The sequence below is a fragment of the Starkeya nomas genome, assembly GCF_902703545.1.
Taxonomy (GTDB): domain Bacteria; phylum Pseudomonadota; class Alphaproteobacteria; order Rhizobiales; family Xanthobacteraceae; genus Ancylobacter; species Ancylobacter moscoviensis.
Window position 1 is genome coordinate 2,456,774 of sequence record NZ_CACSAS010000001.1, and the last position, 14,822, is coordinate 2,471,595.

Below are 14,822 nucleotides of genomic sequence, written 5' to 3' on the forward strand. Positions count from 1 at the left end.
CAGGCGGGCCGGCGGTCACGTCGGCCCGCTCACCTCATCAACAAACAAAGCGAGGAAACACCATGGCCTATACGCGCGCCAAGATCGCGGACCTGATCGACGGCACCGTCGATCACGACACGCTGCACCAGATGCTCTCGACCCCGAAGGACCCCGAGCGCTTCGCGACCTATATCGAGATCCTTCAGGAGCGGGTGCCGTGGAGCGACCGCATCGTGCTGCCGCTCGGCCCGAAGCTGTACATCGTGCAGCAGAAGGCCAGCAAGAAATGGACGGTCCGCTGCCAGTGCGGCCACGATTTCTGCGACTGGCGGGACAATTGGAAGCTGCACGCGCACATCCATGTCCGCGACACCGCCGAGGAGCTCGAGGAGCTCTATCCGCGCCTGATGGCGCCGACCTCCTCCTGGCAGGTGCTGCGCGAGTACTACTGCGCGGAATGCGGCACGCTGCATGACGTCGAGGCGCCGACGCCTTGGTATCCGGTGATCCGCGACTTCGAGCCCGACATCGACACCTTCTACAAGGACTGGCTCGGCCTGCCGGTCCCCGAGCGCGCCGACGCCGCCTGAGCCTGGCCGGGCTCACGCCGGCCGGCGTGCCTCTGCCGCCGGAGCGTCCCCCGCTCCGGCGGCCTTCCGGCCGCCCGATCCTCCATTCCCATCCTGAAAGAGAGACGCGATGGCGCAAGGCAAGCTTCGCCCCGATTCCGTCGCCGCGCTCGACGGCCTCCTCTTCGACGGCATGACCATCATGTCGGGAGGCTTCGGGCTCTGCGGCATCCCACAGGCCCTCATCGACGCCATCCGCGATTCCGGCGTCCGCGAGCTGACGGTCATCTCCAACAATGCCGGCATCGACGGCGCCGGCCTCGGCATCCTGCTGGAGACCCGGCAGATCGCGAAGATGATCTCGTCCTATGTCGGCGAGAACAAGCTGTTCGAGGAACAGTACCTGTCCGGCGAGCTGGAGCTGGAGTTCAATCCGCAGGGTACCCTCGCGGAACGCATAAGGGCCGGCGGCGCCGGCATCCCCGCCTTCTTCACCCGCACCGGCGTCGGCACCATCGTCGCCGAGGGCAAGGAGGTCCGGCACTTCGACGGGGCCGACTACGTGATGGAGCGCGCACTCACCGCCGATCTCGCCATCGTCCACGCCCACAGGGGCGACACCGAGGGCAACCTCGCCTATCGCAAGACCGCCCGGAACTTCAATCCGATGATGGCGACCGCCGCGCAGGTCACCGTCGCCGAGGTCGAGATCCTCGTCGAGCCCGGCGCCATAGACCCCGATCACATCCACACGCCGGGCATCCACGTCGACCGGCTCGTCCCGGTGCCGGATGCGCCCAGGCGCATCGAGCAGCGCACCGTCCGCACGCGCCAGAAGGAGCCCGCCTGATGCCCTGGACACGAGATCAGATGGCCGCCCGCGCCGCCCGCGAGCTGGAGAACGGGTTCTACGTGAACCTCGGCATCGGCCTGCCGACGCTGGTGGCGAACCACATCCCGCCCGGCATCTCCGTACAGCTCCAGAGCGAGAACGGCATGCTCGGCATGGGCCCCTTCCCCTTCGAGGGCGAGGAGGACCCCGACCTCATCAACGCCGGCAAGCAGACCATCACCGAGCTGCCGACGACGAGCTATTTCTCCTCCGCCGACAGCTTCGCCATGATCCGCGGCGGGCATATCGACCTGTCGATCCTCGGCGCCCTGCAGGTGTCCGAGACCGGCGACATCGCCAACTGGATGGTCCCCGGCAAGATGGTGAAGGGCATGGGCGGGGCGATGGACCTGGTGGCGGGCGTGAAGCGCGTCATCGTCCTGATGGAACACACCGCGAAGGGCGAGCCGAAGATCCTGCCCGAGTGCACCCTGCCCCTCACCGGCCGCGGCGTCGTCGACCTGATCATCACCGATCTGTGCGTGTTCAAGGTCTGGCGCGGCGGCGGGCTGGCCCTCGTCGAGCTGGCGCCGGGCGTGGATGTGGCGACGGTGGAGGAGCGCACGGCGGTGCCCTTCGACATCCCGCACTGGTACCTCGCAGGGGCCTCCGCCTGAGCCGAAGCCGCGGCCCGCGGCACGGCGGGCCGCGCTAGGACAGCCGCGAAGGGCGCCCGCCCATGCCGGCCGGCGAGGACGACAGATACTGGATCGAGCAGCGCACCAGCTCGGGCAGGCTGTTGGCGCCGAGCTTGGACTTCAGCGCCGAGCACGTATTGGCCACCGTCTTGTAGCTGATGCCCAGCTCGTGGGCGATGAGGGCATAGTCCTTGCCCTCCGCCAGCAGCGAGAGCGTCTGCAATTCGCGCGGCGTGATGTCGGCGAGCGGCGCCTCCTTGCGCGAGCCCAGCAGCGCCACCTGCATGGCGAGGTCGTGGCTCATATAGGGCTGGCCGCGCCGCACCCGCTCGAAGGCTTCGAGCAGCGCGCCGGAGGAGGAATCCTTCAGCACATAGCCGGTGGCGCCCGCCTCCAGCGCCCGGCTGGCGATCACCGGATCGCCGTGCATGGAGAAGACGAGGATCGGCGTGCGGGTGTTCTGCGCGCGCAGCCGGCGCACCAGCATCAACCCGCTCAGCCCGTTGCCGTGCAGGGCGAGATCGACGATCACCACGTCCGGCTTTTCCCGGCGGAAGGCGCGATAGCCGCCGAGCACGGTGCTTGCTTCCAGCACCCGCTCGACGCCGGCATCCTCCAGCAGCCGCCGGCAGCCTTGCAGCACGATGGGATGGTCGTCGATCACCAGCACGCTCGTCATGTCGTCGTGGCCCTTTCCCGCTTGCCGGGTTGCTTGTTGGCGCCGTCCGCCGGGGCGGCACGCACCGGCACGCTCATCTCCACCCGCGTGCCGCGCGGCGTTGCCGGAACGAGCCGCCAGCTTCCGCCGAGCGCCCCGACCCGCTCCTCGATGCCGAGCAGTCCGAAGCCGCGCGCCGCACCGGCCGGCACGCCCAGCCCGTCATCCTCGACCACGAGGCAGAGCCGGCCCGCCGCCGTCTCGTCACGCAGCGTGATCGCGATGTTGCGCGCCTCGCCATGGCGCAGCGCATTGGTCACCGCTTCCTGGATGCAACGATAGACCGTGATGTCCACGCTGTCGCCGTAACGGTCGGCCACGCCCTCGGCCGAGAGGCGGAAGGAGCGGCCGGGGGAATGGCGTTCGAAATCGGCGACGAGGTCGGCGATCACCGCCGCCAGCGGCACATGGCCGAGCGCCATCGGCCGTATCTTGCGCAGCAGGCGCCGGTTGAGGTCCTGCACCCGGTCGAGGATCTCCGCCATGGTGCCGGTGCGCTCGCCGATGCGACGGGCGAGGTCCGGCTCCGCCCGCCCCGCCAGCCGATCCACCGATTCGAGATTCGCCCTCAGGCCGAACAGGCAGGGGCCGAGTTCGTCGTGAAGGTCGGCGGCGATCTGCCGGCGCTCCTCGTCCTGCAGGTGGATGATGTGCTCGTTGAGACGGGCATTGTCATCACGGGCCCCGTTGAGCGCGGTGCCGAGCGCGTTGAAGCGGTCGGCGATCAGGGCGAGCTCGCGCACTTTCGGCCGCGCCAGCCGGTGCCCGAATCGGCCTTCCTCCAGCTCGTAGAGACCGGCGGAGAGCGTCTTCAGCGGCAGGAGAAGCCGCCCCAGCACGAGATAGAGCGCGCCGAGGACCGCGATGTTCACCACCAGCGCCAGCAGCGCGAGGTCGGACATGTCGTTCCAGACCTCGGCGATCTCGTCCGAGGCCTCGCCCGCCAGCCGCACATGGCCGATGACGCGCCCGCCCTCCACGACCGGAATATCGCGCTCAACCCCGTCCACGCTCACCAGGGCCGCGAACCAGCCCGGCACCGGCGTTTCGTCCGCGCCGTCCTCACCGTCGTCGTCGCCCGTCGGCGCCAGATCGACGGCATTGCCCTGCGCGTCCTCGATGCGGATGCGCACATGGCGCAGTCCGCCGATATGCAGCGGCAGCTGCGCGAGCGAGGCGGCACCGTTCCCGCCGTCCTGATTCCCCGCCAGCCGCTCCACCGTCTCGGCGACGAAGCGCTCCGCCACCGAAAGCGAGGCGTTCATCTCGATCTCGGTCGCCCGCCGCGCATTGGCGATGATGACCACGACCGCCACCAGCGCGGCGCCGAGATTGATGGCGATCACCGCCGCCATCATCTGCCAGCGCAGCGAACGCCCGTGCCAGAAGCTGAAGGGGGGCTCGGGGGCGAAGGCGCTCATGGCACCCCCTCCCCGGCCTTGCCCCCGCCCTCGGAGCGAAGCGCGGCGAGAGCCGCGTCGCGCGAGAGGCCCCGGGCACGCAGATTGTAATAATGCTGGCAGAGGTCGCTGAAGCCGCTGCGCGAGCCCTTCGCCGCCAGCCCCGAGAAGTCCGCCAGGAGCTCCCGCGCCGGCTCGGCGACCTTTATCTCCCCCAGCATCGTCTCCAGCTGCACCGCCCGGTTGGCGATCATCCGGTCGGTCTCGCCGAAGCGGTCATCGGCATCGGCGAGGCGCGCCCGCCAGTCCGCCACCGCGGGATCGGACGGAGCGACGTCGCTGCCCGCCTCGCGGCTCGCCAGCCACAGGGCGGGCTCGGTCCCGTCGGTCGGCGACAGCCAGGTGAGCCGCGCTACCGCATCGCCTGCCGGCGCCGCTACGCGTTCGCGACGCTCCGGCTCACGCTCGTCCGAGCAGCCCGCGAGAGCGACGACGACGGCCGCGCCGAAAAGCGCGCGAATGAGGAGAAGCGGAACGGCGTTCATCTATACTTATAAACTTCTTATGATCTTTCCCCGAAAGAACTCAGCCACCGCCTCACCGTGAGCCGGAAACAGCGTTCAGCATTGATAGTGACGACCAGCGCGAGCACCCGCGCCATCACACCAATGCACTGTCAGGAAATCATTTTTCCGAACCATCGGCAAGATTGCCGGCGCGCTTCGGCATATTCTCCGGGCGGGCATGGAAAAGTTCCCGTCGAGAATTTCCAACTTGCCTACAGACACGAAAAGCCAACACGGCAAACAATACTCAGACAATAACGAAGATATTGAAAACTTCATAAGAATTTCTCTCCGCGCTGCAAATAACACCCGTACAAACGCCGCATCTTCCGGGATGGGGCGTTTCCGGCGGGCGCGGCGCGGAAGAAAGCGAGAAGTCCGCTCCCTCGCCAAAAGGGGATGCGGACCGGCCTGGGAATAGGAAACGCGAGGAAAGTCCAATGAGCCGACTGCACACTTCGGTGTCCGCGCTCTCCGTCGCCGCCGCCATGGCGACGGCGCTCGGCCTCGGCGCCATGGCGCCGGCGGTGGCGAACGACAAGCTCGTCGAGCTGTCGAAGAGCACCGACAACTGGCCGATGACGGGCAAGAACTACAGCGCCAACAACTACAGCGAAGCGAACCAGATCAATAAGCAGAACGTGAAGCAGCTGCGTCCGTCCTGGTCCTTCTCCACCGGCGTGCTGTCGGGTCATGAGGGCACGCCCCTCGTCGTCGACGGCGTGATGTACATCCATTCGCCCTTCCCCAACACGACCTTCGCGGTCGGGCTGGACGATCCGGGCAAGATCCTGTGGCAGCACAAGCCGAAGCAGAATCCGACCGCCCGCGCGGTGGCCTGCTGCGATGTCGTCAACCGCGGCCTCGCCTACTGGCCCGGCAACGGCACGGTCGGCCCGTTGATCATCAAGACCCAGCTCGACGGCCATGTCGTCGCCCTCAACGCCAAGACCGGCGAAGAGTACTGGAAGCTCGAGAACTCCGACATCAAGGTCGGCTCGACCCTCACCATCGCCCCCTATGTGGTGAAGGACACGGTGCTCGTCGGCTCCTCCGGCGCCGAGCTCGGCGTGCGCGGCTACGTGACCGCCTACGACATCGCCACCGGCGCCCAGAAGTGGCGCGCCTACGCCACCGGCCCGGACGAGGAAGTGCGTCTCTCCGACGACTTCAACAGCGCCAACCCGCATTACGGCCAGAAGGGCCTCGGCAAGGCGACCTGGGAAGGCGAGGCGTGGAAGATCGGCGGCGGCACCAACTGGGGCTGGTACGCCTTCGATCCCGACACCAACCTCTTCTACTACGGCTCGGGCAACCCGGCGCCGTGGAACGAGACGATGCGTCCGGGCGACAACAAGTGGACCATGACCATCTGGGGCCGCGACATCGACACCGGCAACGCCAAGTTCGGCTACCAGAAGACCCCGCATGACGAGTGGGATTACGCCGGCGTCAACGTCATGATGCTCTCCGAGCAGCAGGACAAGGACGGGAAGATGCGCAAGCTTCTCACCCATCCCGACCGCAACGGCATCGTCTACACGCTCGACCGTGAGAACGGCGACCTGGTCTCGGCGGACAAGCTCGACGACACCGTCAACTGGGTGAAGCAGGTCGACCTCAAGACCGGCCTGCCGCAGCGCGACCCGGAATATGCGACCCGCATGGACCACAAGGCGCGCGACATCTGCCCCTCGGCGATGGGCTACCACAATCAGGGCCACGACTCCTACGATCCGGAGCGCAAGTCCTTCTTCATGGGCATCAACCACATCTGCATGGACTGGGAGCCCTTCATGCTTCCCTACCGTGCCGGCCAGTTCTTCGTCGGCGCGACCCTGTGGATGTATCCGGGCCCGAAGGGCGACCGCCAGACCTATGAGGGCCTCGGCCAGGTCAAGGCCTACGACGCCATCAACAACAAGTACAAGTGGCAGGTGATGGAGCGCTTCGCGGCTTGGGGCGGCACGCTCGCCACCGCTGGCGGCGTGATGTTCTACGGAACGCTGGACGGCTTCATCAAGGCCCGCGACAGCGACACCGGCGAGCTGCTTTGGAAGTTCAAGCTGCCCTCCGGCGTGATCGGCCATCCGATGACCTACACCCATGAGGGCAAGCAGTACGTCGCCATCTACTACGGCGTCGGCGGCTGGCCGGGCGTCGGCCTGGTGTTCGACCTCAACGACCCGACCGCCGGCCTCGGCTCGGTGGGCGCGTTCAAGCAGCTCCAGCACTACACCCAGATGGGTGGCGGCGTGATGGTGTTCTCGCTCGACGGCGCGGGCCCGTATGACGACCCGAACGTGGGTGAATACTCCACCACCGTGATCCAGGGCGGCTGACCCTCTCTCGCCGCACCTGAAAAGGCCGTCCGCCGCGCCCTCCTGACGCGGCGGGCGGCCCCTTCGCCCCGAAATCGATCCGCGCCCGGCCGGGCACCCCCTGCCCGCCGCCGCAACCACCCCGGTCAAGGAGGATCCCCCATGTCCAAGCGACAGGCCATCAGCCGGCTCGCCCTCGCCGCGGGCCTTGCCTTCGCGGGATGCGGCCTCGCCAGCCTCGCATCCGCCGCGACCGTCGAGGCGGACAAGAACGCCGGCCGCAACCCGAACGAGCTGCGCATCTGCGCCTCCAATGCCGAGGCGCCGTTCTCGGCCGCCGACTCCACCGGCTTCGAGGACCGCATCGCCACCGTCCTGGCGCAGGCCATGGGCCGCAAGGCGGTGTTCGTGCGTACCGACCAGCCGGGCATCTATCTGGTGCGCGACCAGCTCGACAAGAACAACTGCGACGTCGTCATGGGCGTCGACGTGGGTGACGAGCGCATGCTCACCTCCAAGCCCTATTACCGCACCGGCTACGTGCTGGTGACGAAGGCCGACCGCGACATCACCGCCAGCGATTGGGAAGACCAGCAGATCAAGGACCAGTCGCGCTTCGCCGTCCGCTTCTACTCGCCGGCCGAGACGATGCTGAAGCGCATCGGCCGCTTCGAGGACAACGCGGCCTACATGTACTCGCTGGTCAACTTCAAGTCGCGCCGCAACCAGTGGGTCCAGGTGCCCGGCGACCGCATCGTCACCGAGGTCGCCAATGGCGAGGCCGACGTCGGCATCGCCTTCGCCCCCGAGGTCGCGCGCTATGTGAAGGCGTCCTCCACGCCGCTGCGCATGACGGTCATCAGCAAGGACGTCGACCGGCCGAACGATAAGCCGATCCCGATGCACTACGACCAGGCCATCGGCGTGCGCAAGAACGACCCCGCCCTGCTGAAGGAGATCGACGCGGCGCTGGAGAAGGCGCGGCCGCAGATCGAGCAGATCCTCTCGCAGGAAGGCATTCCGCTGCTGAAGCCGAATACCTGATCCCGATCCGCCGGCAGGCCCGCCCGGGGCCGCCGGCGCCTCCCCGATCTCGCATGTGAACAAGGTTCAATGAAGAAGAAGATTTTCACCAGGAAGGCGGCCGCCCTGCTGGTCGCCGGAGCCCTCGGGGCCGGCGTGGCGGGTCTTGACCTCGCATCCCTCGGCGCCCGCGCCGCGATCATGCTGACCAACACCGTCACCGGCCAGCCGCTGGAGCTTTCGGAAGCGCCGGAGGAAGGCCGCGACACCAAGGCGGTGAAGACGTTCCTCGAGACCGGGGTCAACATCTACAACGAGAACCTCGCGTGCCTGCCGAAGGCGCATGAGCTCTTCCTGTCCATGTGCTCGGGCTGCCACGGCCATTACGCCGAGGGCAAGATCGGGCCGGGGCTCAACGATTCCTACTGGACCTATCCGAAGAACGAGACCGACCAGGGCCTGTTCGAGACCATCTTCGGCGGCGCGCAGGGCCAGATGGGCCCGATGTACGGCGCGCTGAACATGAACGAGATGCTCCTCGTCATGGCCTGGGTCCGGCACCTCTACAAGGACGATCCGAAGGGCGCGGTCTGGCTGACCGACGAGCAGCGCAGCCAGTTCAAGCCCTTCGACGCGAGCGCCAAGCACATCGAGCCGGCCGAAGAGCTGCCCGAGGCGTGCGGCGGACCGGCGGGCTGAACCGCCGGCTGAAGACGGGTGGAAACGACGAGGAGAGACGTCCCATGAGAATGATCGATCGCAGCGTGAAGTTCGCCCTTTCCCTCGCCGGCGCCGGGGCTCTCGCCCTCGCCATGGCAGGGGGCGCGAGCGCCTATGACGGCACCAACTGCAAGGCTCCCGGCAATTGCTGGGAACCCAAGCCGGGCTACCCGGACAAGGTCGCCGGGTCGAAGTACGACCCCAAGCACGATCCGAAGGAGCTGAACAAGCAGTCGGAATCCATCAAGGCGATGGAGCAGCGCAACGCCCAGCGCGTCGAGAACTTCAAGAAGACCGGCAAGTTCGTCTTCGACGTCAGCAAGATCAGCGCGAACTGAGCGTCCTCGCGGACGCTTCCCTCGGGGCGCTGCGGCGTCCCGGCCATTTGGCTTTCACGAACCCACTTGCGGGTGGACGTCATTCTCCTGTCCACCCCGCGATCCTCCGGGCAAGCCGCCCGGTTTGTGGGCAACTGGCGCGGCCAACGTTCGACGGGTTCTGCCCTCGACGTGGGCCGCGCCCTTTTGGGGCGCCGGCCATCGCCGCGCCCGCGTGCTTGAAGGGTTGCCCGGATGCGCATCGTTCGCGACACCGATTCCGTCCTGTCGGACTGGCAGGGCCATGCGCTGCGTTTCGAGCGCGAGATCGGCAAGGTGGTGCTCGGGCAGGAGCGGGTCATCCGCCTGCTCACCATTGCCACCTTCGCCCGTGGCCACGTGCTGCTCGAAGGCGATGTCGGCGTCGGCAAGACCACATTGCTGCGGGCGCTGGCCCGGGCCATCGGCGGTGCCTTCGAGCGCATCGAGGGTACCATCGATCTGATGCCCGCCGATCTCATCTATCATGCCCATCTCGGCGAGGACGGGCGTCCGCGCATCGATCCCGGCCCTCTGCTGCGGCAGGGCGAGCAGCTCTCCGTCTTCTTCTTCAACGAGATCAACCGCGCCCGCCCGCAGGTCCACTCGCTGCTGCTGCGCCTGATGGCGGAGCGCTCGGTCTCCGCCTTCAACCGGGAATACCGCTTCCCGCACGTTCAGGTCTTCGCCGACCGCAACCGGGTGGAGCGCGAGGAGACCTTCGAACTGCCCGCCGCCGCCCGCGACCGCTTCCTCATGGAGGTGCAAGTCGCCATGCCCGCCGATGCGGAGGCGCGCCGCAGCCTCGTCTTCGACCCGCGCTTCCACGACGTCGACGCGCTGCTGATGGAGGTCGAGAGCGGCGTGCTCGATCCCGAGGCGCTGGAGACCGTGGCGCGTGCCATCCAATCCGGCGTGCGCTCCAGCCCGACGCTGGAAGCCTATGTCGTCTCCCTGTGGGAAGCCCTACGCGATCCCGCCGGCCACGGCATCGTCGTCGAGGGCGTCGATATGGGCCGGTTGGTGCAGGGCGGCGCCAGTCCGCGCGGCATGTCCTATCTGGTACGCGCCGCCCGCGTGCGCGCCTGGCTCGAAGGGCGCGACATGCTGGTGCCGGAGGACCTGCGCGCCGTCTTCCCGGAAGTCATGGCCCACCGCGTCTTCATCGATCCGGTCTACGAGCTGCGCCGCGAGCAGATCGTCGGGGCGCTCATCGCCGGTGTCTTCGAGCGGGTGCCCGCGCCATGACGGCGCCGCAGGGCGGCACGGACGAGCGGCGGCCGATCCCCTACCGGCTGCGCTGGCGGCCGGAAGGTACCTTCCCCGGCGCCCATCCCGGCCATGGCGAGGGCACGGAAGGCGAGTTCCGGCGCCATGTCCCGCTGCTGCGCCAGCCCGATCCGCGGCGCATCGACCTGCGTGTCTCGCTGCGCGATCCCCATGGCGAGCTGCATGTGCGCCAGTTCGCGCCGCGCCGGTCGGTGCCCGTCGTCGCGCTCGTCGACCTCTCCGGTTCCATGCGCTTCGGCGACGCGGTTGCCGGCCGGGTCGCCGATTTGTGTGCGCTGGCGGCACTCTCCGCCGTCCGCTCCGGCGACAGCTTCGCCCTCTACGGCGCTGACGCGCACCTGCGCGAGGACGTGACGATCCCCCTCGCCCGCCGCCGGGGGCTGGAAGAGGAGGTCCGCGAGCGCCTTCTCGCCGCGCGGCCCGGCGGATCGGGAACCGGCGGCCTCGTCGAGGCGGCGGAACGCCTGCCCTCGCGCCGCAGCCTCGTCTTCCTCGTCTCCGACTTCCTGATGCCGCCGGCGGACATCGAGCACCTGCTGGATGCGCTCTGGCGGCATGACGTTGTCCCGGTCGTCGTCCGCGACAGCGCGGCGGAAGAGCGCCTGCCGCGCTGGGGGCTCATGGAAATCGGCGATCTGGAGACCGGCGCCACGCGGCTGGTCTTCCTGCGTCCCTCCCTGCGCGCGCGCTGGCGCCGCGAGGCCGAGGAGCGCCGGCAGGCGCTGACGGCGACATTCACGCGGCGCGGCCTGCGTGCCGTCGAACTGAAAGACGCGCTCGACACCGACGCGCTGGCGCGCCGCCTGATGGAGGGCTGAATGGGGCGGCTCGCGCGCGTGGCCATCCTGCTGCTGACCCTGCTGCCCGCCCCCGCGCTGGCGCAGCTCCGCTCGGTCGAGCTCTACGCCCCGCGCCCCTTCGGCCACGTCATCGGCGACACGCTCACGCTCACCGCCGAGATCGCGCTCGACGCGCCTTTCGTGCTGGATCCCGCCTCGTTGCCGCAGCCCCGCGCCCTCGATTACTGGCTCGACCTGCGCGACGTCCGGCTTTCGGATCACGGGGTCGAGGCCGGCGTCCGCCGCTACACGCTCGACCTCGTCTACCAGACCTTCTATGCGCCGCTGGAACCGCGCCGGCTCGACATTCCCGCGCTCGCGCTGTCGGCGGTGGACGGCACCCGGCGCGTGCCCGTGCAGGTGCCCGCCTGGTCGTTCCTGATGTCGCCGCTGCGGGAGATCGTCGGCACCGGGCCGGGGCAGGCGCTGGCGCTGCGTCCCGACCTGCCGCCGCAGCCGATCCCGACGGCGCCCGCGCGGCGTGGGCTGGTCGCCGCCCTCACGGTGGTCCTCGCCGCCCTCGGCGTGCTTGCCTGGCAAATGGGCTGGGGGCCGTTCGGGCGGCGGCGCTCACGCCCCTTCGCGCGTGCCGCGCGTGCCGTCACCTCGCTTCTGGCGGCATCGACCGATGTCACCTCCAATGCCTATCGCGGCGCGCTTCTCGCCCTGCACCGTGCCTTCGACAGCACCGCCGGAAAAGGCGTCTTCGCCGAGGACCTGCCGGCCTTCTTCGCCGGCCATCCCGCCTTCGGAACGGCGGAAGCGGAGGTACGCCGGCTGTTCTCCGCCTCGCGCCGCGCCTTCTTCGGCGACGACACGGCTGGTGCCCTGAAGGAATTGCCGCCGCCGGAGCTGGCGGCACTGGCGCGCCGGCTGCGTTCCATCGAACGGAGCGGCGCATGAGCTGGGCGAGCGCCATCATCGACGGCCTGACGCGGGAGTGGGGCGTGGACCATCCCCTCGTGCTCGGCCTGCTGGCGCTCGCCCTCCTGCCCCTCCTCGGGTCGGTCTTCCGGCGCTGCCCCGTTCCCGCCATCGCGCTGGTGCCGTCGGACCCGCTGTCCCGCATCCTGTCCGCCGTCCTGTGCCTCGCCGGCATCGCGGCCATCGCCGCGCTGGTGCTGGGCCTCGCCGGCCTGCACCGGCGTGAGCAGAGCGTCGAGCGCGAGGGCACCGGCGCCCATCTGGTCCTGCTGCTGGATCGCTCCTCCAGCATGGACAACAACTTCGCCGACCGGGCCCCGACCGGCGACCAGGAATCCAAGTCCGCCGCCGCCAAGCGCCTGCTCGCGCAGTTCGTCGCCCGCCGGCCGCACGACCGCATCGCGGTGGCGGCCTTCTCCACTTCGCCCATGCCGGTGCTGCCGCTGACCGACCATCACGAGGTGGTGGACGCCGCCATCGACGCCATCGACCGGCCGGGCCTCGCCTTCACCGATGTCGGCCGGGGCCTCGCCCTCGCCTTCTCCTCCTTCGCCGGCGACACCGCTGAAGCCTCCCGTGCGGTGCTGCTCGTCTCCGACGGCGCCGCTCTGATCGATCGCCGGGTGCAGGAGGCGCTGCGCGACGCGGCGGCGCGCACGCCGGTGCATCTCTACTGGCTGTTCCTGCGCTCGCGCGGCGCCCGCGGCATCTTCGACGTGCCGCCGCCCGGCGAGGACACCCCGCAGGCCAATCCGGAGCGGCATCTGCACCTGTTCCTGCAGAGCCTGCGCCTGCCCTATCGCGCCTTCGAAGCGACCAGCCCGCAAGCGGTTGCGGAGGCCATCGCGGAGATCGACCGGCAGGAAACGCGACCCATTCGCTACCTCGAGCGCATCCCCCGCCAGGACCTCGCGGGGCCGGCCTTCGCGCTTGCCGGCATCTTGGTCGCGATGCTTCTCGGCGCCAAGCTGGCCGAGCGCCGGCTCGCCCCCGCAAGCGCCGCCCGCGCCGCCATCCCGACGGACATGAGGAGGGCGGCATGAACGCGGGACGCCTCGTCATCCTCGCGAGTTCGGCCATGCTCGCGCTCAGCCTCGCGGCGGCGGCGTGGTTCGGTGGACGGCTTGCCGTCGACCACCGCGACAACGCGCTGATCGCCTCCCTCGCCACCGGCCACGACCTTGCCGCCAGCCCGGACGATCCCGCCGAGCTACGCTTCGCGCGGCTGTTCTTCCTCGCCACGCGCGATCGGCTGGACGAGGCCCAGCCGCTGCTCAACCGGCTGGCCACCGACACCGACCGCCGCCTCGCCGTCGCCGCGCTCTACGACATGGCGAACGCCCGGCTGCGGATCGCCATCGACCATCTCGGCTCGAACCGCATTGATCCGGCCGTTCCCCTCGTGCGCCTCGCCAAGGAAGGTTACCGCCGCGCGCTGGTGCTCGATCCCGGCTTCTGGGACGCCAAGTACAATCTCGACGTCGCCATGCGGCTGGTGCGCGACTTCCCGCAAATCGACGTCGACGGCGAGGAAATGCCGCCGGAAGCCGCCAAGCGGCTCTGGACCGATCTTCCGGGCCTGCCCAAGGGACTGCCATGAGCAGCGCCCTGTCCCACCTCCCGCGCGACTGGCGCTTCTGGCTGCTGGCGCTGGCGCTCGTCGCCATCCTCGCCGCGCTGGTCGCGCCGCGCGTCGCCCTCACCCGCACGGCCCGCGACATCCTGCTGGTGGTGGACGTGACCGGCAGCATGAACGTGCGCGACACCGTCCTCGACGGCGCACCGGCGACCCGCCTCGCCTCCGCCAGGCGCGGCGCCCGCGCGCTGCTCGCCGGCCTGCCCTGCCAGTCCCGCCTCGGGCTCGGCATCTTCACCGAGCGGCGGACCTTCCTGCTCTTCGAACCGACCGAAGTCTGCGAGAACTTCGCCGCCATCGACGGCGCCATCGACGGGCTGGACTGGCGCATGGCGTGGGAGGGCGACAGCTACGTGGCGCGCGGCGTCCACTCGGCCCTCGCCATCGCCGGCGGGCTGAAGGCGGACCTTCTCTTCATGACCGACGGCCACGAGGCCCCGCCTCTGGCGGGCGGCCTGCCGGGTTTCGACGGCAAGCCCGGCGACGTTCAGGGCCTGCTCGTCGGCGTCGGCGGCACCGAGCCTTCGCCGATCCCGAAATTCGACGAGGACGGCCGCGAGATCGGCTTCTACGACGAGCAGGACGTGCCGCAGGAGAACCGCACCGGCGCGCCGCCGGCCGACGCTCCCTCGCGCGCCGGCTGGAATCCGCGCAACGCGCCGTGGGGCGGCGAGCCGGCATCCGGCACGGAGCATCTGAGCGCCATGCGCGAGGAGCATCTGCGCGCCCTCGCCGCCCAGACCGGGCTCGGCTTCGCCGCCCTCGGCACCGCCCCCGCCCTGCTGGCCGATGTGGAGGCGAACGCGCGCCCCCGGCCGGTGCAGGTACGCGTGGCCACCGCCGCCGTGCCCGCCGCGCTCGCGCTGTTCTGCCTCGCCGTTCTCTTCGGCCTCGGCGCCGCGTCTTCCCGGCGCCCGGACCGGCTCCCCTCCCGATGAAGGAAAAGAC

16 protein-coding genes are annotated in these 14,822 nt (G+C 69.4%); 13 read left to right on the forward strand and 3 right to left on the reverse strand.

Features of this window, described 5'->3' with window-relative positions; all coding sequences use genetic code 11:
• The first annotated feature begins 62 nt into the window (after positions 1 to 62).
• From STARVERO_RS11960 to STARVERO_RS11970, 3 genes are all read left to right on the forward strand, one after another.
• Positions 63 to 572: an acetone carboxylase subunit gamma gene (locus STARVERO_RS11960; RefSeq protein ID WP_159598994.1), complete on the forward strand. Its 510-nt coding sequence runs from the start codon at positions 63 to 65 to the stop codon at positions 570 to 572.
• Between the two features lie 109 nt (positions 573 to 681).
• Entirely contained in the window at positions 682 to 1,401 is a 720-nt protein-coding gene (locus STARVERO_RS11965; RefSeq protein WP_159598995.1) for a CoA transferase subunit A, read from the forward strand.
• Positions 1,401 to 2,060 (forward strand): CoA transferase subunit B, encoded by a 660-nt coding sequence (locus tag STARVERO_RS11970; RefSeq protein WP_159598996.1) that lies wholly within the window; start codon positions 1,401 to 1,403, stop codon positions 2,058 to 2,060. The genes STARVERO_RS11965 and STARVERO_RS11970 overlap by 1 nt, the downstream gene beginning before the upstream one ends.
• 34 nt (positions 2,061 to 2,094) lie before the next feature.
• On the opposite strand, the gene STARVERO_RS11975 is transcribed toward STARVERO_RS11970, so the two are convergent.
• From STARVERO_RS11975 to STARVERO_RS11985, 3 genes are read right to left on the reverse strand one after another with little or no spacing between them, the layout of a single operon-like run.
• Positions 2,095 to 2,760: a response regulator transcription factor gene (locus STARVERO_RS11975; RefSeq protein ID WP_144342660.1), complete on the reverse strand. Its 666-nt coding sequence runs from the start codon at positions 2,758 to 2,760 to the stop codon at positions 2,095 to 2,097.
• The gene (locus tag STARVERO_RS11980) at positions 2,757 to 4,220 is read right to left on the reverse strand and encodes an ATP-binding protein (RefSeq protein ID WP_159598997.1); all 1,464 of its coding nucleotides are present in this window, start codon (positions 4,218 to 4,220) and stop codon (positions 2,757 to 2,759) included. Before STARVERO_RS11980 ends, STARVERO_RS11975 begins: the two co-directional genes overlap by 4 nt.
• On the reverse strand, positions 4,217 to 4,744 hold the full coding sequence (locus STARVERO_RS11985) for a hypothetical protein (protein WP_159598998.1): 528 nt from the start codon (positions 4,742 to 4,744) through the stop codon (positions 4,217 to 4,219). The genes STARVERO_RS11980 and STARVERO_RS11985 overlap by 4 nt, the downstream gene beginning before the upstream one ends.
• 461 nt (positions 4,745 to 5,205) lie before the next feature.
• Between STARVERO_RS11985 and STARVERO_RS11990 the strand changes: the two genes are divergently transcribed.
• From STARVERO_RS11990 to STARVERO_RS12035, 10 genes are all read left to right on the forward strand, one after another.
• Complete coding sequence (locus tag STARVERO_RS11990) at positions 5,206 to 7,107, forward strand: methanol/ethanol family PQQ-dependent dehydrogenase (protein ID WP_144342657.1); 1,902 nt, start codon at positions 5,206 to 5,208, stop codon at positions 7,105 to 7,107.
• Between the two features lie 141 nt (positions 7,108 to 7,248).
• A complete protein-coding gene (moxJ, locus tag STARVERO_RS11995; RefSeq protein ID WP_144342656.1) occupies positions 7,249 to 8,130 on the forward strand; it encodes a methanol oxidation system protein MoxJ in 882 nt (293 codons plus the stop codon).
• A gap of 69 nt (positions 8,131 to 8,199) precedes the next feature.
• Positions 8,200 to 8,808 carry a cytochrome c(L), periplasmic gene (gene moxG / locus STARVERO_RS12000; RefSeq protein WP_144342655.1) on the forward strand — a complete coding sequence of 203 codons (609 nt, stop codon included), beginning with the start codon at positions 8,200 to 8,202 and terminating at the stop codon, positions 8,806 to 8,808.
• Positions 8,809 to 8,852: 44 nt separating this feature from the next.
• Positions 8,853 to 9,167: a methanol dehydrogenase [cytochrome c] subunit gene (locus tag STARVERO_RS12005; RefSeq protein ID WP_144342654.1), complete on the forward strand. Its 315-nt coding sequence runs from the start codon at positions 8,853 to 8,855 to the stop codon at positions 9,165 to 9,167.
• Positions 9,168 to 9,401: 234 nt separating this feature from the next.
• A complete protein-coding gene (locus STARVERO_RS12010; protein WP_159598999.1) occupies positions 9,402 to 10,433 on the forward strand; it encodes an AAA family ATPase in 1,032 nt (343 codons plus the stop codon).
• A complete protein-coding gene (locus STARVERO_RS12015) occupies positions 10,430 to 11,293 on the forward strand; it encodes a DUF58 domain-containing protein (RefSeq protein ID WP_159599000.1) in 864 nt (287 codons plus the stop codon). Before STARVERO_RS12010 ends, STARVERO_RS12015 begins: the two co-directional genes overlap by 4 nt.
• Complete coding sequence (locus STARVERO_RS12020) at positions 11,294 to 12,217, forward strand: nonribosomal peptide synthetase MxaA (protein ID WP_159599001.1); 924 nt, start codon at positions 11,294 to 11,296, stop codon at positions 12,215 to 12,217.
• On the forward strand, positions 12,214 to 13,281 hold the full coding sequence (locus STARVERO_RS12025) for a vWA domain-containing protein (RefSeq protein WP_159599002.1): 1,068 nt from the start codon (positions 12,214 to 12,216) through the stop codon (positions 13,279 to 13,281). Before STARVERO_RS12020 ends, STARVERO_RS12025 begins: the two co-directional genes overlap by 4 nt.
• Positions 13,278 to 13,838, forward strand: a complete 561-nt coding sequence (locus STARVERO_RS12030; RefSeq protein WP_159599003.1) for a hypothetical protein — start codon at positions 13,278 to 13,280, stop codon at positions 13,836 to 13,838. Before STARVERO_RS12025 ends, STARVERO_RS12030 begins: the two co-directional genes overlap by 4 nt.
• Positions 13,835 to 14,812, forward strand: coding sequence for a vWA domain-containing protein (locus tag STARVERO_RS12035; RefSeq protein ID WP_159599004.1), 978 nt, complete (start codon positions 13,835 to 13,837; stop codon positions 14,810 to 14,812). Before STARVERO_RS12030 ends, STARVERO_RS12035 begins: the two co-directional genes overlap by 4 nt.
• Positions 14,813 to 14,822: the final 10 nt, after the last annotated feature.